Here is a 22759-nt window from a genome sequence, read left to right on the forward strand (position 1 = left end):
TTCCCGGACGGGTCACCACATATGGACGATTAGCTCAGCTGGGAGAGCGCCTGCCTTACAAGCAGGATGTCGGCAGTTCGATCCTGTCATCGTCCACCAAACTAAAGGAGCAAGCTGTTAAGCTTGCTCCTTTTTTTTATATATATGATATAATAATATAAATTGTATAATTTGTAATTTTAAAAGAGTTTTATTAAGAGGAGGAATTATGTTACATAACTTCGGACTCTATAAACGTCCACTACTTACAGTACTTGCTGTACTACTCACAACTGCATTTACAACAGCCAGTGCCGCTATGATCGATTTGAGTCAGCTAACACCAAATACAACGCAACCTGTGGTTCTTAGCACTATACAAAGTAACACAAGTAATGAGGCTTCTACATTGACCCCTAAAACAAATATGGAGCCTGTCATAAAAGTAGCTGCCACACCAACATCTACACCAATTTCTGGAGTTTCAGAAAAAGCAACTATTAATGCTACTAGTACAAGTCATGATGGTCACTTGGAAAACTTTCCAAGCCGCAAAGTAACTATTGTTGTACCAGCAAATTTGCGCAATGAAAACACAGCTCAATTTGGTCACTACATGACAGATCGCTTATCAAATACACTTAAATATCCTTACTATGATACAACCATTGTAAGTACTAACACACCAACTGCAGAAATTAAAGCCGCTGATCTTGCTCAAATTGCAGAGGCCCAAAATTCTGAAATCGTTATTATGCCTGTACCATTACAAGACGTATATGTACAAGTTAATACTATTAACAGCCCAGATCCATACAATAAGGATAATCATGAAATTTATATCGCTGCAAAGGTTAATGCCCTTTTATACTATTATGATGTAAACGATAAGATAATCCATACTGTTCGTACGGGCTTCAACCAAACTGATGACTCTTTAACTATGCCAACACATAAATCAGTTTGGAACAAAGTTATGACTATATTACTTGATAAATTACCATACAAACGAATTCCAACAGATCGTGACCGCTACCAAGCACCTGGTATCAATTCTGAGGCACCTGTTGTATTAGATTTTCAAGTAGAACAACCTAAGAATACTGCATACTCCTTAAAAGGTGTGAGCGTTTTATAATCAAAATTAGAAAGATAAAAAGGCTAGCCAGATGGCTAGCCTTTTTCTTATAACATTTTTGTAACATGCAAGCGCAGTAAAGCACGTTGCAATGCTGCTTCCGCTCTTTCTACATCAATATCAGGTGTAGGATTTGATAACCGACCTTCTGCACGCTCTTTAGCTCGACGAGCACGTTCCACATCAATGGATGTTGGATCTTGACAGTCAGGGGTTACAATACTCACCTTATTATGTTCAATTTCACAGAAGCCACCAAATACAGCATATTCACGAGATGTTCCATCTGGTTGTTCAATGCGTAAAGGTGCCAAGTCTAATGCAATAATCATAGGCGCATGATTTGGCAAAATACCAAAACCACCATCGATAGCTTTACCTACAAAGAATGTAGATTGGCCCTCGAATACGATTGCATCAGGTGTAATTATCTGTAGGGTCATAGGTTCCGCCATGGATTATTCCCCCTTCTCTTGCATTTCCTTTGCTTTTTGAATGGCTTCATCAATGGTACCAACCATGTAGAATGCACCTTCTGGCAATTCATCATGTTTACCATCCAAGATCTCTCTGAAGCCTCTCAATGTTTCGGACAATGGCACATATTTACCAGGAGAACCGGTAAATACTTCTGCTACGAAGAATGGTTGACTCAAGAAACGTTGAATCTTACGAGCGCGAGATACAGTGAGTTTATCTTCGTCAGACAATTCTTCCATACCGAGGATTGCGATAATATCTTGAAGATCGCGATATTTTTGCAATACTTCTTGTACTCCACGAGCTACTGCGTAGTGCTCTTCACCAAGTACATGTGGGTCCAAAATACGGCTTGTAGAGTCCAGAGGATCCACCGCTGGATAGATACCAAGTTCCGCAATGGAACGAGACAATACTGTTGTCGCATCCAAGTGAGCGAATGTCGCTGCTGGAGCCGGGTCAGTCAAGTCATCGGCAGGTACATATACAGCTTGTACGGAGGTAATAGAGCCTTCTTTTGTAGATGTAATACGCTCTTGCAATGCCCCTACGTCATTAGCCAATGTAGGTTGGTAACCTACGGCAGATGGCATACGACCTAAGAGGGCGGATACTTCGGACCCCGCTTGAATAAAGCGGAAGATGTTATCGATGAACAAGAGCACGTCTTGTTTTTTCACATCACGGAAGTATTCAGCCATTGTAAGACCAGTAAGACCTACGCGCATACGAGCCCCTGGTGGCTCATTCATTTGTCCATATACGAGGGCTGTTTTATTGATAACGCCAGACTCTTTCATTTCGTTCCACAAGTCATTACCTTCACGAGTACGTTCCCCTACACCGGAGAATACGGAATAGCCGCCGTGCTCTGTAGCAACATTGTGAATCAATTCCATAATCAATACGGTTTTACCTACACCGGCACCACCGAAAAGACCGATTTTACCACCTTTTACGTATGGAGCGATAAGGTCAACGACCTTAATACCTGTTTCCAAGATTTGTGTATCTGGAGAAAGGTCATCAAATTTAGGTGCTGGACGGTGAATAGGCCATTTTTCATCAGCCACAACTGGAGCTGGATCATGGTCTACAGTTTCACCAAGTACGTTAAAGATACGACCCAATACGCCTTCCCCTACAGGAACGGAAATTGGAGCACCAGTATCTTCTGCTTCCATATTACGTGTCATACCGTCAGTAGAACTCATGGCAACGCAACGAACTGTATCGTCGCCTAAGTGTTGCATAACCTCTACTACGATTTTTTGTCTATCGTGTGCCTTGTGGTCATGGTAGATGTGGATGGCGTTGTAGATAGCTGGTAAATGACCAGCATCAAAGCGCACGTCTACAACTGGGCCGATGACCTGCACAACTTTACCAATATTATTACTCATCGACAGATGTCTCCTTATCTATTGCAAGGCATTAGCGCCACCAACGATTTCAGAAATTTCGTTTGTAATACTAGATTGACGCAACTTGTTGTATTCAAGGCCTAAGGACTCAATGAGTTCCCCTGCATTATCTGTAGCCGATGTCATGGCCGTCATACGAGCACCTAATTCACTAGCTGCAGATTGCAACAATCCATTATAAACTGTAATTTCTAAGTATTTTGGCAGCAACGCCTCCAAGACGGATACGGCGGACGGCATGAAATCATACTCTTCGCCTTTTACCTCATCTTGTGGTTGCTCTATTGGCAACAAGCGCTCAGCCTGTGCAATTTGCGTCATAGAATTTACAAAACGTGTATAGATCATGATGACTTCGTCTACTTCATGACGTTCATATAGTGAAAGTGCTTCATGCATAATAGTACGCGCATGTTCATAGGATGGTTTATCCGAGAAGCCCGCATAAGACTTATCGATGCGAACACCTCTAGATTTCATGCTGTCTCTAGGCTTTCTGCCTGCCGTGATAACACGGTATGTATCAGGAGATTTACCATGTAATTGTTCCATGGCAAATTTCAATACATTAGACGAAAATGCCCCTGCAAGACCTTTATCTGCACCTACTACAATATAGCAAGTGCGCTCTACAGGTCGCACATCTAAAAGAGGACTTTCAAAGCCTTCTAAATCACTATTAGACATATGACGCAAGATTTGCCCTATCTTTTCTGCGTAAGGACGAGTAGCTTCCGCTTTTGTTTGTGCCCTACGAAGACGAGCAGAAGCTACCATCTTCATCGCTTTTGTAATTTGTTGCGTATTGGTAACACTTTTTATGCGTTTTCGCAAATCTTGTGCACTAGCCATACATTACGCCTCCTTACGAGACACTAATGTATGTGTAGAGCCAAATGCTTCAACACATTCTGGGATTGCTTGCTTCAATAGATTTTCAGTTTCTTCGTCAATTTTCTTAGACGTTTCAATGTTAGTGATGATTTCAGGGTAATTTGCTTTTACATAGCGTAAAAGTTCAGATTCAAAGGACAATACATCTGCCACTTGAATATCTGCTAAGTACCCTTTAGTACCAGCGTACAGGTTGATAACCATTTCCGCTACGCTCATAGGCTCATATTGACCTTGTTTCAACATTTCAGTTAAGCGTTCACCGCGATCAAGTTGAGCGCGTGTAGCCGCATCAAGGTCAGAACCAAACTGAGCGAAAGCAGCCAACTCACGATATTGAGCAAGGTCCAAACGCAATTGGCCCGCCACTTGCTTCATCGCTTTAGTTTGTGCGCTACCACCTACACGGGATACGGACAAACCTACGTCAACAGCTGGACGAATACCAGAATAGAACATATCTGTTCCCAAGAAAATTTGACCATCAGTAATAGAAATTACGTTTGTTGGAATGTATGCAGATACGTCACCTGCTTGTGTTTCAATGATTGGCAACGCTGTAATAGAACCTCCACCAAGTTCAGATGAAAGTTTCGCAGCCCGCTCTAATAGACGACTGTGTAAGTAGAATACGTCACCTGGATATGCTTCACGCCCTGGTGGACGGCGCAATAATAGGGACATAGCACGGTATGCAGCCGCTTGTTTTGTTAAGTCATCATATACGCATAATACGTGTTTACCTTGGTACATAAAGTATTCACCCATGGCAACACCAGCATATGGTGCAATATATTGAAGAGGTGCACCGGTGGAGGCACTCGCAGAAACTACGATTGTATATTCCATAGCGCCTGCTTCTTCAAGTTTTTGTACTACACGAGCAACCGTAGATTCTTTTTGACCAATAGCTACATAAATACAAATAACATCTTTGCCTTTTTGGTTCAAAATAGTATCTAAGGCAATCGCAGTTTTACCTGTACCACGGTCACCGATGATAAGCTCACGTTGACCACGGCCGATTGGTACCATCGCATCAATCGCTTTAAGACCTGTTTGCAATGGTTCGTTTACGGATTGACGATCCGCAATACCAGGTGCTGGATGTTCGATAGGACGACGTTCTGTAGCTTGGATAGCACCCTTGCCATCAAGAGGTTGACCAAGAGGGTTTACTACGCGACCAATCAAGGCATCTCCAGCAGGAACGTCCATAATTTTGCCAGTACGGCGCACTTGGTCCCCTTCTTTAATCAAGAAGTCATCACCTAATAGTACGGCACCCACATTATCTAATTCTAAGTTCAAAACCAAGCCATATACGCCGTGTGGTAATTCTAGCAACTCACCGGCCATGGCTCTTTCAAGACCATAAATATGGGCGATGCCATCCCCTACGTCGAGAACAGTACCCACGTCATCGACATTGAGGTCAACATCATAGTCCTGAATCTGCTGTTTGATTATAGCAGTGATTTCTTCAGGCTTCATTTTCATATATACCCATTCACCCCTATCTAATAGAGTTCGTTCTTAATAAAGATTTTTCTAATTCCTCTAAACGACGAGATACAGAGCCATCAATGCGTTTATCCCCTACTTGGATAATAATACCACCCATAATAGATGGATCTTGACGCACAGATAAAATAACATCTTTCCCTGTTACTTCTCGTAATTTAGCTTGTACAGATGCTTCTACATCAGCTGTGATTGGTTCTACTACAGTTACAGTAGCTTCCAAAATACCACGAGCCTCTCGTGATTTTTGAATAAACGCTGCAATGGCCTGAGCAATATAACGATGGCGCCCGCGTTTAATCATCACATAAATAAAATGTAAAGCAACTTTGTCGATACTAGATTCAAAGATAGAACCAACTAACTTAATCTTTGCATCTTCTGTAACGATTGGATTTTCAAGGAATGAACGAAGTTCAGGCTGTTCCGCCATTACAGACGCTACATAACCTAATTGCTCCTCCATGAGTTCCAACTTATTTTGTTCTTGAGCTAATTCAAACATAGCCGAACCGTATTTATCTGCTACAATTTCTATGCTCATCGTATCACAACCCTATCGTTTTACTATCAAGTTGACGAATAGCGTCTTCGATCAATTTTGTATTAGTTTCGCTGTTCATATCTTTTGCAACAACTTTACCAGCCATAGCTACAGACAAAGAAACAACTTCATTACGCAAGCTATTCATAGCACGATCACGTTCGATGGCAATATCTTGACGAGCACGATTTTTTTCTTGTTCAATTTGCTCGCGTGCTGTTGACAATTGTTCACGTGTTGTATTTTCTGCTTCTTGAACTGCTTTTTCAACAATTTGTTGTGCTTCTACACGAGCATTAGAAATTTGAGCTGCATAATCAGCTTTAAACGTTTCTGCCTCTGCACGGGCTTGTTCAGCAGCTTCTAAATCTTTAGCAATTCGTTCTTTACGTTCTGTCATCATAGCCAATAATGGTTTATATGCAAAACGCGCCAATAGCCAAACTAATATAAAAAAGTTCAACATTTGAGCAAGAATCGTTCCAAGGCTTAAGTCAACCAAGGTTATTCCTCCTCGTTATTATCTGAATAACAAAATAAACGCAACTACTACACCGATGATAGGCATCGCTTCGATCAAACCAATCGCAACGAACATAGTAGACATCAATTGACCACGCAATTCAGGTTGGCGTGTAATACCTTCGATTACTTTACTAGATACAAGACCGTCACCGATACCTGCACCAATGGCACCACAACCTACTGCGATTGCTGCTGCTAATGCGAATAAACCTTGAGCTTCCATAATATATCCTCCATATATAATAATTAATGTTCCTCACTAAGAGCCATCCCTAAATAGGATGCTGTAAGAACGGTAAAAATAAAGGCTTGAATAATGCCGATAAACAAACTAAAAGCAATCCACACCCATGGTACAGGTACAAACCAAGGCAACTTGTATAATACTTCTAACAAAATTTCACCAGCTACGATATTGCCGAATAGACGGAAAGCAAGCGTAACAGGTCTAGCAATCTCTTCAAAGATATTAAGTACTAGCAAAGCCTTATAAGGTCGTACAAAATGCTTAAAGTAAGATAAGCCTTTAACTTTAATACCCATAACCCATACTACTAATGTACTGCATAAAGCCAATGCAACTGTAGTATTGATATCAGATGTTGGTGATGTTAACGCCTTAAGTGTAGGCATTAAGCCTAATTCATTTCCTACAAAAATAAATAAGAAAAACGTAAATAACAAGGAACTCACCATCGGCCAATGACGACCCAAGTTCGGAGCTAATTGCCCCTCTAAGCCTTCTAATATAGATTCCACTATATTTTGCAAGCCTACAGGCACCAATTTACGTCCTCGGGTGGCTAGTATTGTTATTAATATTACAATAGCCATAGTAACCCATGTAGCAATCAAGGTATCTATATTAAATGTCAACCCCAACCACTGCACGACCTCATGGTGTCCCGCATGTAATACCACGTTCTCAACCCCTTTCATAGATATAATAAAACCTAATATATTTACAATTAATATAAATATAACATATATGTATCATCATACATCGTTATAGATATATAATCAACACTTGAAGGGTAAGCAATTCCAATTAATCATAAATATAATGTATACAATGCATAATTGGAATACCTTTGTTGTTCCTATTTTACGTCATTTTAGAACTAAAACTGACGACTGAGCCACCAGTACACAGCATATAATGCAGGCTGAATAAGCGCGATACCTATAAACATGCTAACAGCCTCTACACCCGGAATTTTCAGACCTAAGACCACTAGAGAACCTACTAACATAAGGCGCCAAATCATCTGTCTACGAGATTTACATACGGCTTTATAAGGATCTCCTGACACAATAGATTGTCCATGCAAAGCTAGGCTAAGCAAGTAGAGCACCATTATAAAAATGCCCCACAGCCAGCCCCATACATAGTGTTGTAATCCGCATGTAACCTGTATTATTACTCCTAAAAAGGCAATAAAAAAACAAGTCAGTAGCACGCGCACTATGAATTTTATATATTGATTCATACATACCTCACTACTTAACTTGTTTATATAACATATAAAACCCTGTTATAGCTCCTATTAGGCCAAATATGACCATGCAGAGTGGTTCCGTTTGAAGCCAAGTATCCAATTTATAACCTAGCCAAATAAAACCTCCTATACAGGAGACCAGTGTGACCCCCGCTGATGTTGCCATGGCGAGGGCTTTCACAAGATCCTTATCCATATTATTTACCAAATCGTTCAGGACGATTAGGATTGCCTAAGAACTCATGGCGCAACGCTTGGATGATGCGTTCAGATGCTTTACCATCACCATATGGGTTAACAGAGTTAGACATCAACTTATACGCTTCAGCATTGCTCAATAATTCATAAGCGGCTTTATGTACCGCATCTTTATCAGTACCTACAAGGCGAACGGTACCTGCTTCTACTGCTTCAGGACGTTCTGTCGTATCACGCAATACGAGAACTGGCTTACCAAGAGCTGGGGCTTCCTCTTGAATCCCACCTGAATCAGTCAAAATCAAGTAAGATTTAGCCATCAAGTTTGCAAATGGTTCATAGTCAAGAGGATCGATTAATGTAACACGATCCACAGAGCCAAGCTCCTCTTGTACAACTTGGCGAACTTTAGGATTTTTATGTACAGGGAAAACAACTTGAATATCTTCAAATTCATTAATTAAATCGCGAATGGCTTGATATACATGGCGCATAGGTTCACCTAAGTTTTCTCGGCGATGTGTGGTAACAAGAACCGTACGTTTTTTAGGATCAAGAGCATTAATAGCTGCATCATCGAATACATAGTTGTCTTGTACCGTCGTATCAAGAGCATCGATAACAGTATTCCCTGTTACATAAAGATGTTCTGTATTAATATTTTCCTTTTTTAAATTGCTTTCAGAACTAGAAGTAGGCGCAAAGTGATACGTCGCAATAGCCCCCGTCAATTTGCGATTCATCTCTTCAGGGAACGGAGAGTAAATATCACCTGTCCGTAGTCCTGCTTCCACGTGACCTACAGGAATTTCTTGGTAGAAAGAAGCCAAGGCACCAGCAAAGGTAGTTGTAGTATCACCATGAACGAGTACCACATCAGGTTTTGCTTCTTCTAATACATCTTTAAGGCCCATCAAAGCACGATTAGTTACATCATATAGTGTTTGACCTTGGCTCATAATATTTAAATCATAGTCTGGGGTAATATTAAACAAGTTTAGTACTTGATCGAGCATATCTCGATGCTGTGCCGTAACGGTGACGATAGGTTCCATATCTGGTGCTGCTTGTAATGCTTTTACAAGAGGAGCCATCTTGATAGCCTCAGGTCTTGTACCAAAGATTGTCATAACTTTTAACATAGTTGCCTCCAACGTAGTAGGATAGAAAAAATGGGGCGCCAAGCGCCCCACAGATGGTTATTCCTTATGAGAATCATCAGTATTCTCCAAGGCTTTAGCCAATTCATCGCGATCAAAGGATATGGTATCATCCGAGTCGCTACGTTCAATTGTAGGACGTGGTAACGGATGCCCTGCCGCATCACTATGCATGATAACGCCAAGACGTCGTGCAATATAAATACTACACAAGAAAATTACTAATACCAAGGTCGCGCCGACCCAAGCATTAACCTCTGCAACGATAACAGATACACCGCCGAAAAGAGCTGTTACTGCATACATCAACAATACAGCTTGCTTTTGTGTTAACCCTTGTGCCAACAAGCGATGGTGAACATGACCTTTATCGGGTTTAAAGATTGGACGTCCACTGATTTTACGGCGCACAATGGCAAATAAGGTATCCAAAATAGGCAATCCTAACACAATAGCAGGTACCACTAGAGCAATCGTAGCAGCCGTCTTTACGGCCCCCATAACGGAAATAGCCGCTAATGTATAGCCTAACAACATGGATCCCGTATCACCCATGAATATTTTTGCAGGATTGAAGTTATACCGCAAGAAACCTACAGTCGCACCTGCTAAAGCAAGAGAGATACAAGCAAGATCAGTTTGACCAAGTTGCAATGTCATTGCACAAACAGCGATACATGCGATAAAGGAAATACCTGCAGCCAAGCCATCAAGGCCATCGATGAGGTTTACAATATTTGTAAAACCAACTATCCAGAAAATAGTCAATGGAATAGCCCAATACTTGAGATATACTACACCACCCCAAGGAAGGTTAATGAAATCTACTCGAATATCATAAGCCACCAGGATAGCGGCTGCTATAATTTGGCCCATTAACTTAGTTTTTGGCTCAATTTGTTTAATGTCGTCCCAAATACCAACTAGCACCAAAATGACTGTACCAAGGACAAACCCAAACAATTTATGATCATGCGGAATGGAATCGTTAAAAAGAACCGATCCCACATAACCGAGAAAGATTGCTAATCCACCAAGTCGTGGAATCGCACCATGATGCACCTTTCGAGCATCAGGCTTATCTATTGCCCCAACAGCAACGGCAAAGCGTTTTACCAATGGGGTAAGTGCAAAGGTTATGATGAGCGCTACTGCAAAGGCCCACACATAATCGAGCACATATTCACTCATAAGACACCTCCAACAAGTAGGTTGTAAAAACGGATTAGTTCGTTAAGCTACGAATAGGAGCAGGAATTCTGCCACCGCGGGCAATGAACTCGGCTGCACTATATGGACTCACTTCGATAATAGGAGCATAACCTAATAATCCACCAAATTCAACAACCTCTCCAACAGTCTTACCAGGTACAGGAATTACACGAACCGCAGTTGTCTTATTATTAATCATACCAATTGCTGATTCATCTGCAATGATAGCAGAAATGGTATCAGCAGTAGTGTCTCCAGGAATAGCAATCATATCAAGCCCTACAGAACAAACACATGTCATGGCCTCTAATTTATCAAGTGTCAAACTGCCACAGGATACAGCATCAATCATGCCTGCATCTTCCGAGACAGGAATGAATGCACCACTAAGACCACCTACGTGAGAGGAAGCCATAAGACCACCTTTTTTCACCGCATCATTAAGTAATGCTAGTGCCGCTGTAGTGCCATGACAACCACAAGAGGACAAGCCCATTTCTTCAAGAACATGAGCTACAGAGTCACCTACAGCTGGCGTTGGCGCCAAAGATAAATCAATAATACCAAATGGTTTACCTAGGCGGCGAGATGCCTCTTGCGCTACCAATTGACCTACGCGCGTGATTTTAAAAGCAGTACGTTTAATCGTTTCTGCTACAACGTCAAAGGATTGACCTCGAACGGATTCAAGCGCATGTTTTACAACGCCCGGGCCAGATACACCTACAGAAATAGCACTATCCCCTTCTGTTACCCCGAAGAAAGCACCCGCCATAAATGGATTATCCTCTACAGGATTACAGAATATTACGAGCTTAGCACAACCAAGAGCATCATTATCCTTTGTAAGCTCTGCAGTTTTCTTAACGATGATTCCCATGTCTCGCACTGCGTCCATGTTGATACCAGTTTTAGTAGAGCCCACAGCAACAGAGCTACAAACGATATCCGTAGTTGCCAGCGCTTCAGGAATAGAGTCAATCAAAATGCGGTCAGCTCGAGTGGCGCCCTTTGTTACAAGCGCAGAAAAGCCACCAATAAAATTAACACCTACAGTTTTTGCAGCACGATCCATAGCTTCCGCCACAGGAACATAAGCTGTTAAATCACTCCCCCCTGCAACTAGAGAAATGGGTGTTACAGAAATACGCTTATTGATAATAGGAATGCCGAATTCTCGCTCAATATCTTCCCCTGTAGATACAAGATGTTCTGCCTCTTTTGTAATACGGTCATAAATACGGTCACACAGCTCTTTACCAGAACTAGATGCACATTCTAGCAAGCTAATCCCCATCGTAATAGTGCGCACATCAAGCTTATTATCGTGAATCATCTGATTCGTTTCTAAAATATTGTCGATAGATAACATAGTGCCTCCTATCCTACACGGTGCATGCTCAAGAAAATATCAGCATGTTGTGCACGGATTTCAACACCTAGTTCTTTACCTTGAGTCGTCAAAGCCTCTTGGATAGCTGTAAGATTTTTCATATCTTCAGACTTGGTTTCACACATCATAATCATATTGAAAACACCATCAAGGATGGTCTGATTTATCGACATAATATTTACACCGTAGTTAGCGAGTACGGTACTAACCCCAGCAATGATACCAACGCGGTCTACGCCGACAACGGTAACAACTAATTTCATAACATCACCTTCTCTAAGCACTACAAACTATATAGCCAGTATAGGGCATTCAATAAACTATATTAATATATTATAACACATTTATTATTTTTCATGAGTGAAATCTTTATGAGTTTTCTAGTGAAAACAATATGTTATACTTCGTCAGACAAAGCACTTGTTACAATCTCTTCACCAGCAGTTAACAATGCAATAAGACCTTTGTCACCTTTATAGCTTTCACCATAAATTTTATATAAATCTTCAGTACCAGATGGACGTGCTACAAACCAGCCTGTTTCCGTTTCCACACGAACGCCATCAATAGGCATATCTTTATACAGAGAAGTAGTGCGAACATTAGTAATCGCATCACCATCTACTTCGGTAGCCGTAATGGAGCTTGCATTTAATTGTTTCAACTTAGCCTTGGCCACCTTTGTACAAGGCGCATCAATACGACCAAATCGTGGATCCCCACAGCCTTCCACAATATTGTTATATAGTCTCTCAACAGTTGCGCCCATTACAGCATACATCTCCATTGCTAAGAGAGCCATAATCATACCATCTTTATCTGTGGTCCATACGGTACCATCTTTTTTAAGGAACGATGCACCAGCAGATTCTTCGCCTCCAATGCCAATTTCCCCATCGAATAATAGAGAACTAAAGTATTTAAAGCCTACCGGAACTTCATACACAGGAATTTCTTTAACGGATGCCCACTTATCAATCATGGTTGTACAAACAACCGTTTTGCCTACCCCTTTATCCTTCCAACCACGGGTTGTGAATAGATAATCGGCAGCGGCTACGAGGAATGCATTTGGTGAAGCAAGCCCTTCTGCACTAACAATACCATAACGATCATAATCGGGATCGTTACCAACAGCCAAATCGTAATTACCAATTTGCTTGATAACATCGGCCATAGCGTATTCGGAGGAACAATCCATGCGGACCTTACCATCATGGTCATAGGTCATAAAGCTAAAAGTTGGATCATATTCATCATTGATAATATCCATGTTGAGATTATAGCGCTCTTTAATAGCTCGCCAATAACCTAGTCCACTACCGCCGAGGGCATTAACGAGGACCTTAGGTTTTGCACTTTGTATTGCCTCCATATTAATAATAGAAGACAGTTCTTCTACGTACAGGCCTTTATAGTCATACGGAACTTGTTGGTCAGGTTCAATATTGTCGATGCTAATACGTTTGAACCCTTCTAGTTCACAATATGCACGAACATACTCATTAGCTCGAGTTTCAATCCATTTTGTAACGAGAGTATCCGCCGGACCGCCATTAGTAGCGTTATACTTGATGCCACCGTTATCTGGAGGATTATGAGATGGCGTAATCACGATACCATCTGCCTTATCATCGTGGCTTTCATTATAACGAATAATGGCCCGAGATATAGATGGCGTCGGAACGAAATCCATATCGGAATCAACCATTGCCGTTACACCATTGCCAGCAAGAACCTCTAGAACCGTTACAAGGGCTGGCTGAGATAAAGCATGTGTGTCTTGACCGACAAAAAGCGGACCTGTGGCACCGAATTGACCACGGCCATCACAAATAGCTTGTGTAATAGCCGCCACATGTAAATCTGTAAAAGTACCATTTAAAGATGTACCGCGATGGCCAGATGTACCAAAGGATACGAGTTGTGTCGGATCTGTAATATCCGGAGCATTATCAAAATATGCATCCACAAGGGTTTGCACATCGATAATATCTTGTTCTTGTACAGGAGTACCTGCTAATTTATGAGTCATAGAAACCTCTAATCTTATCTTGAGGGCAAGCCCTCTCATTTTACAACCTTGATATTCGATCAATTACATTAAATTATTTTCAAAATGTATGTATCATTCATAAAATATTATATTTACGCATAATTAATATAAGATGACAACAGCCAGAGATTTTATCATAATTCTTTATTTTTATCTGTTACAACTATTTTCATCTATTACAACATTATTGTTCGCTTCGGTAGTTATATCTTGTGATTTCAGCTGTTTAGATATTTCCGCAGGAACAATAGGTTGAGTAAAACCTTGACCGATAACCTCTTGGGCATCAGTAATCAAGATAAACACATTTGGGTCCGCTTCTTGAATAACCTCTTTCAATTTATTTACCTGCAGCAAGTTAACGGCAACCATCACAATTTGCTTAGGCGTCCGTGTATAGGCACCAATACCATTAATAATAGTGGCACCACGACCAACCTTATTGATAATACACTCACATACTTCATCGGTGCGATAGGTAATGATAAAAGCAACTTTACGTTGATTAAAGCCGATTACCACCTTATTTGTAATAATAGTATACACATACACACTGATAAGAGTTACAGCTACCGCTTCAAGTCCAACAACACCGACAGCAACTAAGAGGATGGCACAGTTGATAGCGCTATTAATGGACCCCATTTGAAGACCATAATATTTGCGAACGATAAGTGCAATTGGATCAAGGCCTCCTGTATTACCACCTACACGGTAGACGATACCAAGTCCTAGTCCAGTTGTGATACCTGCCATCATAGAACTGAGTAGTGGATCCTTAATAATCATGTCATATTGCAAGAAACTAAACAGATCAATCATCCACGATAACATGAGCGTACCATACAAAGTATTAAGCACTACACGTTTACCAAGCCACTTCCAAGCAGCCCAAAATATAGGGACGTTCAAAATAACGTTCCAAGAACCAACGGATAATCCCGTTAGATAATACAAAATCAACCCTACCCCACTAATACCAGTACTAACCAGTTTGTGAGGTAGTACAAAGGCATCTAAACCAGCGCCAAAAATTGCACAACCAACAGCAACTATGACACATTGATAGACAACATCTTTATACTTGGCGAACATAGCTCCCTCCAAATTGCCATTTCACTATAAATATTCTATAATGAACTAATTAAAACATACACTGTTTACAATGCTTTTAATAATCAAACAACAGGTATATACAAAATCATCATAAACCACTTAATGGTTATTTTCAATCACTTTATAACAGTATAAAATAAACATATAAACTGCATATATTTTGTACATTACAAACGAGGCTATTATGAGTAAAAGTTTTGAGCAACTCGGTTGCAGCAAAATTAATATTGGGCTTGCTATTACAGGCAAGCGTGACGATGGATACCACGACATCGATTCTATATTTCAATCGATTCGCCTTAGTGATTCTATTTATTTCGCTAAGCATCATTCCGTAGTCTTTTCTGGTGGCGCTCCTGAGTTACCCGATTACATGCAAAAGCTCGTAAGCTATGGAGAAGATAATCTCGCGCTCAAAGCGTTGCGTGCCATACAAGCCTATACGGGTTGTAAAGCCGGTGCCGCCATCCACCTATTAAAACGCGTTCCTATTCAAGCGGGTCTTGGTGGCGGTAGTGCAGACGCAGCGGCCATGTTATTAGGTCTCAACCGCTTTTGGGACTTACGGCTCACACAAGAGGAACTTTTAAACATTGGTGCCTCACTCGGATCTGATGTGCCGTTCCTACTACAAGGTGGTACCGCTCGCGGAACAGGTCGTGGCGAAGTGTTAACCTATAGCCAATCGCCAGAGGCACATTGGCTATTACTAGTAAAGCCAAAGGTATCTATTTCTACAGCGATTGCTTATGGTCGCTTCAGTGGTAAATCTAATGCCACCGCAAAAACAATCGATACCGTTCTGAATCATCTTCAGAATAATGATTTACAATCTGCTTTCACTAGTAGCGCTAATACTTTCGAAGAATTATTATTCCCAGATCACGAAGAACTAGGAATATGTAAGGAGTTTTTCACTAGCCGTGGTTACCCAACCATCATGACAGGAAGCGGTCCTACGATGGTAGTATTACTTAACAAACCTATGGAAGCCTTACAATTACAAGAAGAGATTAAAGCAGCTGGTCATGATTGGCTGTCACTCATTACTAAAACATGTACACAGGAGGACTTAGTATGACAAAACGGTTACAACCTATACGACTCGATGCGTATAAACCACTAAGAGAAGTGGTAAGTGAAACATTGCGTCAAGCCATCCAAGATGGGGTGTTAAAACCTGGGGAGCGCCTCATGGAAATTCCCCTTGCCGAAGAGTTAGGTGTAAGTCGTACCCCCATTCGTGAAGCCATACGTAAACTTGAACTAGAAGGCTTTGTCGTTATGGTGCCTCGCCGCGGCACCTACGTTGCCAACATCTCTTTGAAGGATATCACGCAAGTATTTGAAATCCGTTCTGCCCTGGAAGAACTTGCGGCAGGCCTTGCAGCAGAACGCATTACAGAAGAGGAAATCGAAACGCTGGAGAGAATGCTTGTAGAAATCGGCGATCATATGGAAAACAAAAATATGGAATCCGTTGTGGCTGCGGACGTAGAATTCCACGAAGTCCTCTACCGCGCATCTCGTAATGAAAGATTGGCGGATATTGTTCACAATTTGCGAGAACAAACCTACCGCTTCCGTAGTTTTTCTATGAACCAACCAGGTCGTCTTAGAAAAACTTGGGAGGAACATCGTCAATTAGTGGAAGCCATTGCCTCTCACAATGCCGCACAAGCTCGTAAACTAGCTCGAATTCACATGGAACATTCTGAACAAACCTTGTTGCAAGGAATGGAAGAGTCACAAGAATTTACTAAGGCATAAAAAACATCCTACAAAATACTATATAAAGCAAAATCCTTCCTATTTGTGAAGGATTTTTGTTTTACATAGTCTATAGAAATTGATACAATATCATTGATTAGTATGAAATATGGATTTTTTATAAGAAAGGGAGTTTTTATGGAAGCAATGCTTAATGATGCTATATCCACCATAAACGGTTATTTATGGAGTTATTTCATCATTTTTATTCTTATCGGCGCAGGTCTCTTCTTTACGATGACAACGAATTTTGTACAAATTCGCATGATTAAAGAAATGATTCGCCTCGTAATTAACGGCGCAGGTAGCTCTACAGAAAAGAACCATGTATCCTCATTTCAAGCATTCTGTGTTAGTACCGCATCTCGTGTAGGTGTTGGTAACATCGCAGGTATAGCTATTGCCGTTGTACTTGGTGGCCCTGGTGCTATTTTCTGGATGTGGGTTATCGCACTCATCGGTGCTGCCACGGGCTTCATCGAATCTACATTAGCACAAATCTACAAAGAACCTGTTGCTAAGGGCGGTTTCTATGGCGGACCAGCTTACTATATTCGGTATGGTCTAAACAACAAGGCATTATCTGTTCTATTTGCTATTTTAATCAGTATTACCTATGGTTGGATTTACAATTCTGTACAAGCCAATACTTTGGCTGCATCTCTCCAGGTATTTAACCTTGATGTGTCCTATACAGGCGCTGTAGTAGCAGTCCTTCTTGGTATTATCATATTCGGTGGTATCAACCGCGTTGCAAAAGCATCTGAAATCATTGTTCCTATCATGGCGATTCTATACATTGCTACTGCATTATTTGTGGTAATTATGAATATCACCCAATTCCCACATGTAATCTATACTATTTTCGCCTCCGCATTTGAGCCTGTTGCAGCAGGTGGTGGCTTATTAGGTGCTACTGTTATGAATGGTATCAAACGGGGGCTCTTCTCTAACGAAGCCGGGGAAGGTTCTGTTCCAAACGCAGCCGCTACGGCAGCTGTTAACCACCCTGTAGAACAAGGTCTTGTACAAGCATTCGGCGTATTCCTTGATACATTCATCATTTGTACAGCTTCTGCTTTCATCGTACTCATCGTGGGTGATTACAGCACTACAGGTCTAACAGGCATTGCTCTTGTACAACATAATCTAGCTCAACAACTTGGTTCTTGGGCGCCTACAGCCGTAGCCATTTTCATCGTTATGTTCTCCTTTAGTTCCTTAATTGGTAACTATTACTACGGTGAAATCAATATCAGCCACTTAACAAATAAACGATTCTACCTACATTTGTTCCGTATTGGCGTAATTCTTATGACATTTGTGGGCTCTATTGCTTCTCTAGATCTCGTATGGAATCTAGCCGATTTATTCATGGCTTTCTTAGTATTAACTAACGTAAGTTCCATCGTACGCATGGGGCGCACAGCAGGTCTTGCCCTTGACGACTATATCAAACAACGCAAAGCAGGTATTGAAACGCCTGTATTTAACCGTTCCATCCTAAATCACACATATGGCATCGTATGGTGGGGCGATGGTCAAACTACAGACTCCTCCGTACCTCCTACTCCGATTGAAGATACAGTGGAAAAATAAAATATATTGACCTATGAGGCTGGTGAAAGTATCTTTCACCAGTCTTTTTCGTATAATCTTTAAATTCGTATAATCTTTAAAATACTTTATTAATGCATACAGATGGGTCTATATTCTTCGGAATATAGATTTTTATTTTTTGTAAAAGTATCCATTTTCATAGATAAGACTATCCTCCACCAAGAGATTTTAAAGTGACAGATATCACAGTAACCATCTATATTTTTCCTACTTTTAAAGGTTAAAAACTATAGAATATATTTATAAAAATATAAAGGGTATTCTATTTATAATGTCGAATACTTAAGTATGTGAAAAATTAGCACTAATTAATTTACTCTGTTATCCGGGAGGTAATTATGAGCGGTTATAACCCATATGAAAACATGTTAAACACATTAGACGTAGCAGCTGAAAAGCTCGGCTATACTCGTAGTGAATACGAAGTATTGCGTCACCCAGAACGGGAACTAAAAGTAGCAGTTCCTCTTCAACTAGACAATGGCGAAGTTCGCGTATACGAAGGCTATCGATGCCAACATTCCACATTGCGTGGTAGTGCTAAGGGCGGTCTTCGCTTCCATCCAGATTCCGACGAAAATGAAGTGCGTGCACTTGCGGCATGGATGACTATTAAAAACGCTATCGCTAACATTCCTTATGGCGGTGGTAAAGGGGGCATCAAAGTCGATCCTAAAACTTTAAACCCTCGTGAGTTAGAACGCTTAACTCGTAACTTCGTACGCCGTATTGCACCTATCATTGGTGTTAATACTGACGTTCCTGCACCAGACGTAAATACGAATGCCCAAATCATGAGCTGGATTGCTGACGAATACAGCACATTAAAAGGCGAATGGAGCCCAGGTATCGTTACAGGTAAACCAATCGAAGTAGGCGGTTCCTTAGGCCGTAATGAAGCGACTGGTCGCGGTTGTCTCATCGCATTGCAAAGCTATCTTGCTAAGAAAAACTTAGATATTAAAAACCTTACAGTTGCAGTTCAAGGCTTTGGTAACGTAGGTTCCGTAGGTGCTCGTCTCATTGCACAAGCAGGTGCAAAAGTTGTGGCTATCGGCGACGTAAGTGTTAACATCTACAATCCTAACGGTCTCGATGTTGAAAAAGCATACGAATATGCTAACTCCCACGGTCGTTCCCTAGAAGGTTACAGCGAACCAGGCATGACTACAATTGGGCCTCAAGAGTTATTGGCTCAACCAGTGGATGTATTGTACATGGCGGCCCTTGAAAACCAATTAAACAAAGACAACATGGAAAATATCCAAGCTAAGATCATCTTGGAAGGCGCTAACGGCCCTACTACTAATGATGCGGATAAATACTTCTATGAAAAGGGCATCGATATCATTCCTGATGTGCTTGCCAACGGTGGTGGCGTAGTTGTATCCTACTACGAATGGGTACAAAACAAAGCAAGCTTCTACTGGACTGAAGAAGAGGTTAATGAAAGATTAACTAAAAATATGCAAAATAGCTTCGAAGCTGTTTGGGAAATGCAACATAAATATAATGTACCTCCTCGTCAAGCAGCATACATGGTTGCTCTTGAACGACTCGTAGTTGAAACTAAGTGGCGTGGCTACAACTGTTAAACTCCTATACCTCCATACATGTTAGCCATGGAAAAGGCGTAAGCTCACATTGAGCTTACGCCTTTTTATTTACCTATATACATAATCGAAACATCTCTTGAGATTCAATTATTTACTTAGTTTTGTCAATAAAACCACTTATTATTTAAAAGCACCTAATAAAGCAGCCACACTAGGACGGCTCATCAAAGCTTTCACCAATACAGAACCAAGAATCGCTGGAACAGTTTGACCCACGATGAGGTTCAACACTAATGGCCAGTACGGTAGGCCAAGTAATGGGCTGAGCCACAATGGCACACATAGTGCAGGCACAAAAACAATGGGAAGCATTGCCCACCAAGCACTAAGGCCAAGCTTGCGCATGCCTACGATGATGCCTGTCGTTACTACACCGACACCAAAGCCCCCTATCATATCGAAGATACCAAGACCACCGAATAGGAAGTTAGAAATGAGGTTGCCAATCCCCATGGGAATCACCAAGAACGGAAAGGCATAAGCAAGTGCATATAATGATGTTGCTATACGAATTTGATACGCCCCGAAGGAAACGCTTTGCGTTACATACAATACAACGATGTACAATGCCACAACCATGGCAGAAATAGTCAATTTGCGTGTAGAAATCATAACACTCACCTCCTCAAAATAAAAAAGCATGGCAAAACTACCATGCTTACAATGCTTATGAATTTCCGTAGTTTTGTTTAGAGACAGGATGGTTTCAAACTGTCTTATTTAGTTGTCGCCTTTAGGCAGTACTAATATATCATATATCTAATATTTTCGCAATTAATTGGGATTAAGGCGGACTTGTAGGATCATCTACGATTAGTATCAAGATTGTAAGGTGGGGGTGGTGGCAGATACCTTTCCTCATCGCTCCACTGGCGAACCGGCCATCGGCCTAGGGCCTTGACCTGCCAAAGTCGCTCTTTGAAAAGGTATCTGCCACCACTTCAAATTTAGCAACTCTGCTTATCCCCTAATACTAGTGACGTACAAGTCCGCCTTGAATCACATATACATGCTACTCTATTAGAATATATGTAAAGTAGTCGCCTAAAAGGCGACTGCTTGTCTAAGCCAGTTTATGGGTATTATAGTGCTGGGTCTTCGACTCCGTTTGCGTGGAAGGCTTTAGCTCTGTCGATGCAGGTACCGCAGTGTCCGCATGGTTTGTCTCCGCCTTCGTAGCAAGACCAGGTTAAGTGGTATGGTACGTTGAGGCGTAGGCCTTCTTTTACGATGTCAGCTTTGTTGGCGTTAATAAAGGGTGCTTCTAAGGAGCATTCTTTACCAGAGCCTTCAAAGATGGCGTCGCCCATAGATTTGTAGAAGTGTTCTGTACAGTCAGGATAGGCATTACCCGCCGCATCATCACTGTGAGCACCGTAATAGATATAACCGCAGTCTAGAGATAGTGCCAAGGATGCTGCCGCAGATAGGAATAGACCATTTCTAAACGGTACATAAGTGCTCACCGTACCCTTCCCTTCTGCATCTTGTTGTTCTTTGTAGGAACCTTGCGGAATGTCTTCACTAGATTGTACTAACAGGGAGCAGTTACTGAAGGCAAATAGCTTGGTAACATCCATCGTTTTACCTTTCATATTATAGTACTCTAAAATAGCTATGGCAGCTTCTAATTCTTTACTATGTTTTTGACCATATTGAATCGATAAGGGCACCACATTGTCTTTACCAAATCGTTCAATGGCGAGGGCCAAACAAGTAGTACTGTCTACGCCACCGCTAAATAGAACAACAGCTTTTTGTTTTTGAGCCATAGTATCTCCTTTTCTATCACAACAGCCTCATCCGTAGATGAGGCTGTGCTTTTACATTCACTAAAATTTTATAGATCAATAACCAATTCTACTGGACAGTGATCGGAGCCAAAGATTTGTTGATGAATCTTCGCTTCTTGGATTTTATCATCAAGGCGTTTGGATGTGATGAAATAGTCAATTCTCCATCCTGTATTCCGTTCACGAGCTTTCCCCATATAGGACCACCAGCTGTATTGCTCAATAGCATCTGGATAGAGGTGACGGAATGTATCTGTAAAGCCTGCCCCTAAGAGTTCTGTCATCTTTGCACGTTCTTCATCGGAGAAGCCCGCATTTTTACGGTTTGTCTTAGGATTTTTTAGGTCGATTTCTTGATGGGCTACATTGAGATCACCACATAGAATGACAGGCTTTTTCTTATCTAATTCAAGTAGATAATTACGGAATGCGTCTTCCCAAGTCATACGATAATCAAGGCGAGCTAATTCACGTTGGCTATTCGGTGTATAACAGCATACCAAATAGAAATTATCGTATTCAGCAGTGATAACACGGCCCTCTTGATCGTGTTCTTCAATACCGATGCCATTAGTTACGGACAATGGCTTAATACGCGTGAATACAGCCGTGCCACTATAGCCTTTCTTAACTGCACTATTCCAATATTGCTCATACCCTGGCAACTCCAAAGAAATTTGATCGGGTTGCAATTTTGTTTCTTGCAGGCAGAAAATATCTGCATCTAATTCATTAAAGGATTCCATGAAACCCTTTGTTACAGCGGCGCGGAGGCCGTTTACATTCCAAGAAATTAATTTCAATTCTTACTCCTTTAT

At 41.2% G+C, this 22759-nt stretch carries 24 protein-coding genes and 1 tRNA gene; 6 read left to right on the top strand and 19 right to left on the bottom strand.

Annotated elements, in window-relative coordinates; genetic code table 11:
- Positions 1-23: 23 nt before the first annotated feature.
- Together E7B10_RS02560 and E7B10_RS02565 are read left to right on the top strand one after the other, a co-directional pair.
- A tRNA-Val gene (locus E7B10_RS02560) sits at positions 24-99 on the top strand.
- 109 nt (positions 100-208) lie between these two features.
- Positions 209-1117, top strand: coding sequence for a hypothetical protein (locus E7B10_RS02565; protein ID WP_316055461.1), 909 nt, complete (start codon positions 209-211; stop codon positions 1115-1117).
- A 47-nt stretch (positions 1118-1164) separates the two neighbouring features.
- On the opposite strand, the gene atpC is transcribed toward E7B10_RS02565, so the two are convergent.
- The 16 genes from atpC to E7B10_RS02645 all read right to left on the bottom strand — a co-directional run bounded on the left by atpC (position 1165) and on the right by E7B10_RS02645 (position 15121).
- Positions 1165-1572, bottom strand: a complete 408-nt coding sequence (gene atpC / locus E7B10_RS02570; protein ID WP_004697509.1) for an ATP synthase F1 subunit epsilon — start codon at positions 1570-1572, stop codon at positions 1165-1167.
- Positions 1573-1575: 3 nt separating this feature from the next.
- Positions 1576-3000, bottom strand: coding sequence for a F0F1 ATP synthase subunit beta (atpD, locus tag E7B10_RS02575; protein WP_004697530.1), 1425 nt, complete (start codon positions 2998-3000; stop codon positions 1576-1578).
- An 18-nt stretch (positions 3001-3018) separates the two neighbouring features.
- Positions 3019-3873: an ATP synthase F1 subunit gamma gene (gene atpG / locus E7B10_RS02580; protein ID WP_021148536.1), complete on the bottom strand. Its 855-nt coding sequence runs from the start codon at positions 3871-3873 to the stop codon at positions 3019-3021.
- 3 nt (positions 3874-3876) lie between these two features.
- Positions 3877-5415 (bottom strand): F0F1 ATP synthase subunit alpha, encoded by a 1539-nt coding sequence (atpA, locus tag E7B10_RS02585; RefSeq protein WP_004695067.1) that lies wholly within the window; start codon positions 5413-5415, stop codon positions 3877-3879.
- Positions 5416-5431: 16 nt separating this feature from the next.
- Positions 5432-5983, bottom strand: coding sequence for an ATP synthase F1 subunit delta (atpH, locus tag E7B10_RS02590; protein ID WP_004695066.1), 552 nt, complete (start codon positions 5981-5983; stop codon positions 5432-5434).
- A gap of 4 nt (positions 5984-5987) precedes the next feature.
- Positions 5988-6485 (bottom strand): F0F1 ATP synthase subunit B, encoded by a 498-nt coding sequence (atpF, locus tag E7B10_RS02595; RefSeq protein WP_316055462.1) that lies wholly within the window; start codon positions 6483-6485, stop codon positions 5988-5990.
- Between the two features lie 18 nt (positions 6486-6503).
- On the bottom strand, positions 6504-6731 hold the full coding sequence (gene atpE / locus E7B10_RS02600; protein ID WP_004695064.1) for a F0F1 ATP synthase subunit C: 228 nt from the start codon (positions 6729-6731) through the stop codon (positions 6504-6506).
- Positions 6732-6754: 23 nt separating this feature from the next.
- A complete protein-coding gene (atpB, locus tag E7B10_RS02605) occupies positions 6755-7447 on the bottom strand; it encodes a F0F1 ATP synthase subunit A (protein WP_038149920.1) in 693 nt (230 codons plus the stop codon).
- Positions 7448-7629: 182 nt separating this feature from the next.
- Positions 7630-7998 (bottom strand): Tat pathway signal protein, encoded by a 369-nt coding sequence (locus tag E7B10_RS02610; protein ID WP_316055463.1) that lies wholly within the window; start codon positions 7996-7998, stop codon positions 7630-7632.
- Between the two features lie 10 nt (positions 7999-8008).
- Positions 8009-8203, bottom strand: a complete 195-nt coding sequence (locus E7B10_RS02615; RefSeq protein ID WP_012864790.1) for an AtpZ/AtpI family protein — start codon at positions 8201-8203, stop codon at positions 8009-8011.
- A 1-nt stretch (position 8204) separates the two neighbouring features.
- Positions 8205-9347, bottom strand: a complete 1143-nt coding sequence (wecB, locus tag E7B10_RS02620) for a non-hydrolyzing UDP-N-acetylglucosamine 2-epimerase (RefSeq protein WP_004695061.1) — start codon at positions 9345-9347, stop codon at positions 8205-8207.
- Between the two features lie 57 nt (positions 9348-9404).
- Positions 9405-10556 carry an MraY family glycosyltransferase gene (locus tag E7B10_RS02625; protein WP_316055464.1) on the bottom strand — a complete coding sequence of 384 codons (1152 nt, stop codon included), beginning with the start codon at positions 10554-10556 and terminating at the stop codon, positions 9405-9407.
- 34 nt (positions 10557-10590) lie between these two features.
- Positions 10591-11949: a PFL family protein gene (locus E7B10_RS02630; RefSeq protein WP_101928468.1), complete on the bottom strand. Its 1359-nt coding sequence runs from the start codon at positions 11947-11949 to the stop codon at positions 10591-10593.
- 8 nt (positions 11950-11957) lie between these two features.
- Positions 11958-12233 carry an ACT domain-containing protein gene (locus E7B10_RS02635; protein WP_004695058.1) on the bottom strand — a complete coding sequence of 92 codons (276 nt, stop codon included), beginning with the start codon at positions 12231-12233 and terminating at the stop codon, positions 11958-11960.
- Between the two features lie 134 nt (positions 12234-12367).
- Positions 12368-14005, bottom strand: coding sequence for a phosphoglucomutase (locus E7B10_RS02640; RefSeq protein ID WP_039965238.1), 1638 nt, complete (start codon positions 14003-14005; stop codon positions 12368-12370).
- Between the two features lie 171 nt (positions 14006-14176).
- Positions 14177-15121: a YitT family protein gene (locus E7B10_RS02645; protein ID WP_008602433.1), complete on the bottom strand. Its 945-nt coding sequence runs from the start codon at positions 15119-15121 to the stop codon at positions 14177-14179.
- A gap of 205 nt (positions 15122-15326) precedes the next feature.
- Between E7B10_RS02645 and ispE the strand changes: the two genes are divergently transcribed.
- The 4 genes from ispE to E7B10_RS02665 all read left to right on the top strand — a co-directional run bounded on the left by ispE (position 15327) and on the right by E7B10_RS02665 (position 20127).
- Positions 15327-16223 (top strand): 4-(cytidine 5'-diphospho)-2-C-methyl-D-erythritol kinase, encoded by an 897-nt coding sequence (gene ispE, locus E7B10_RS02650; protein WP_008602429.1) that lies wholly within the window; start codon positions 15327-15329, stop codon positions 16221-16223.
- Positions 16220-16912 carry a GntR family transcriptional regulator gene (locus E7B10_RS02655; protein ID WP_004697535.1) on the top strand — a complete coding sequence of 231 codons (693 nt, stop codon included), beginning with the start codon at positions 16220-16222 and terminating at the stop codon, positions 16910-16912. Before ispE ends, E7B10_RS02655 begins: the two co-directional genes overlap by 4 nt.
- Positions 16913-17050: 138 nt before the next feature.
- Complete coding sequence (locus E7B10_RS02660; protein WP_021148542.1) at positions 17051-18511, top strand: sodium:alanine symporter family protein; 1461 nt, start codon at positions 17051-17053, stop codon at positions 18509-18511.
- A 359-nt stretch (positions 18512-18870) separates the two neighbouring features.
- On the top strand, positions 18871-20127 hold the full coding sequence (locus E7B10_RS02665; protein WP_008602423.1) for a Glu/Leu/Phe/Val dehydrogenase: 1257 nt from the start codon (positions 18871-18873) through the stop codon (positions 20125-20127).
- Between the two features lie 141 nt (positions 20128-20268).
- Here the strand turns inward: E7B10_RS02665 and E7B10_RS02670 are convergent, their stop codons facing one another.
- The 3 genes from E7B10_RS02670 to E7B10_RS02680 form a co-directional block, all read right to left on the bottom strand.
- The gene (locus E7B10_RS02670) at positions 20269-20760 is read right to left on the bottom strand and encodes a QueT transporter family protein (RefSeq protein ID WP_008602421.1); all 492 of its coding nucleotides are present in this window, start codon (positions 20758-20760) and stop codon (positions 20269-20271) included.
- A gap of 470 nt (positions 20761-21230) precedes the next feature.
- Entirely contained in the window at positions 21231-21920 is a 690-nt protein-coding gene (gene queC, locus E7B10_RS02675) for a 7-cyano-7-deazaguanine synthase QueC (protein WP_008602419.1), read from the bottom strand.
- 68 nt (positions 21921-21988) lie between these two features.
- On the bottom strand, positions 21989-22744 hold the full coding sequence (locus E7B10_RS02680) for an exodeoxyribonuclease III (RefSeq protein WP_004695049.1): 756 nt from the start codon (positions 22742-22744) through the stop codon (positions 21989-21991).
- Positions 22745-22759 lie beyond the last annotated feature (15 nt).

It is taken from the genome of Veillonella sp. (assembly GCF_032470285.1).
Classification (GTDB): domain Bacteria; phylum Bacillota; class Negativicutes; order Veillonellales; family Veillonellaceae; genus Veillonella.

Bases quoted from the DNA above. Each gene is read 5' to 3' on its own strand.
- E7B10_RS02655 (WP_004697535.1), top strand. From the start codon at position 16,220: ATGACAAAACGGTTACAACCTATACGACTCGATGCGTATAAACCACTA.
- atpA (WP_004695067.1), bottom strand. From the start codon at position 5,415: ATGAAAATGAAGCCTGAAGAAATCACTGCTATAATCAAACAGCAGATT.
- E7B10_RS02610 (WP_316055463.1), bottom strand. From the start codon at position 7,998: ATGAATCAATATATAAAATTCATAGTGCGCGTGCTACTGACTTGTTTT.
- atpH (WP_004695066.1), bottom strand. From the start codon at position 5,983: ATGAGCATAGAAATTGTAGCAGATAAATACGGTTCGGCTATGTTTGAA.
- ispE (WP_008602429.1), top strand. From the start codon at position 15,327: ATGAGTAAAAGTTTTGAGCAACTCGGTTGCAGCAAAATTAATATTGGG.
- E7B10_RS02625 (WP_316055464.1), bottom strand. From the start codon at position 10,556: ATGAGTGAATATGTGCTCGATTATGTGTGGGCCTTTGCAGTAGCGCTC.
- E7B10_RS02640 (WP_039965238.1), bottom strand. From the start codon at position 14,005: ATGACTCATAAATTAGCAGGTACTCCTGTACAAGAACAAGATATTATC.
- E7B10_RS02645 (WP_008602433.1), bottom strand. From the start codon at position 15,121: ATGTTCGCCAAGTATAAAGATGTTGTCTATCAATGTGTCATAGTTGCT.
- E7B10_RS02565 (WP_316055461.1), top strand. From the start codon at position 209: ATGTTACATAACTTCGGACTCTATAAACGTCCACTACTTACAGTACTT.
- E7B10_RS02660 (WP_021148542.1), top strand. From the start codon at position 17,051: ATGGAAGCAATGCTTAATGATGCTATATCCACCATAAACGGTTATTTA.
- wecB (WP_004695061.1), bottom strand. From the start codon at position 9,347: ATGTTAAAAGTTATGACAATCTTTGGTACAAGACCTGAGGCTATCAAG.
- atpG (WP_021148536.1), bottom strand. From the start codon at position 3,873: ATGGCTAGTGCACAAGATTTGCGAAAACGCATAAAAAGTGTTACCAAT.
- atpD (WP_004697530.1), bottom strand. From the start codon at position 3,000: ATGAGTAATAATATTGGTAAAGTTGTGCAGGTCATCGGCCCAGTTGTA.
- atpB (WP_038149920.1), bottom strand. From the start codon at position 7,447: ATGAAAGGGGTTGAGAACGTGGTATTACATGCGGGACACCATGAGGTC.
- E7B10_RS02665 (WP_008602423.1), top strand. From the start codon at position 18,871: ATGAGCGGTTATAACCCATATGAAAACATGTTAAACACATTAGACGTA.
- E7B10_RS02615 (WP_012864790.1), bottom strand. From the start codon at position 8,203: ATGGATAAGGATCTTGTGAAAGCCCTCGCCATGGCAACATCAGCGGGG.
- E7B10_RS02630 (WP_101928468.1), bottom strand. From the start codon at position 11,949: ATGTTATCTATCGACAATATTTTAGAAACGAATCAGATGATTCACGAT.
- E7B10_RS02635 (WP_004695058.1), bottom strand. From the start codon at position 12,233: ATGAAATTAGTTGTTACCGTTGTCGGCGTAGACCGCGTTGGTATCATT.
- queC (WP_008602419.1), bottom strand. From the start codon at position 21,920: ATGGCTCAAAAACAAAAAGCTGTTGTTCTATTTAGCGGTGGCGTAGAC.
- E7B10_RS02670 (WP_008602421.1), bottom strand. From the start codon at position 20,760: ATGATTTCTACACGCAAATTGACTATTTCTGCCATGGTTGTGGCATTG.
- atpE (WP_004695064.1), bottom strand. From the start codon at position 6,731: ATGGAAGCTCAAGGTTTATTCGCATTAGCAGCAGCAATCGCAGTAGGT.
- atpC (WP_004697509.1), bottom strand. From the start codon at position 1,572: ATGGCGGAACCTATGACCCTACAGATAATTACACCTGATGCAATCGTA.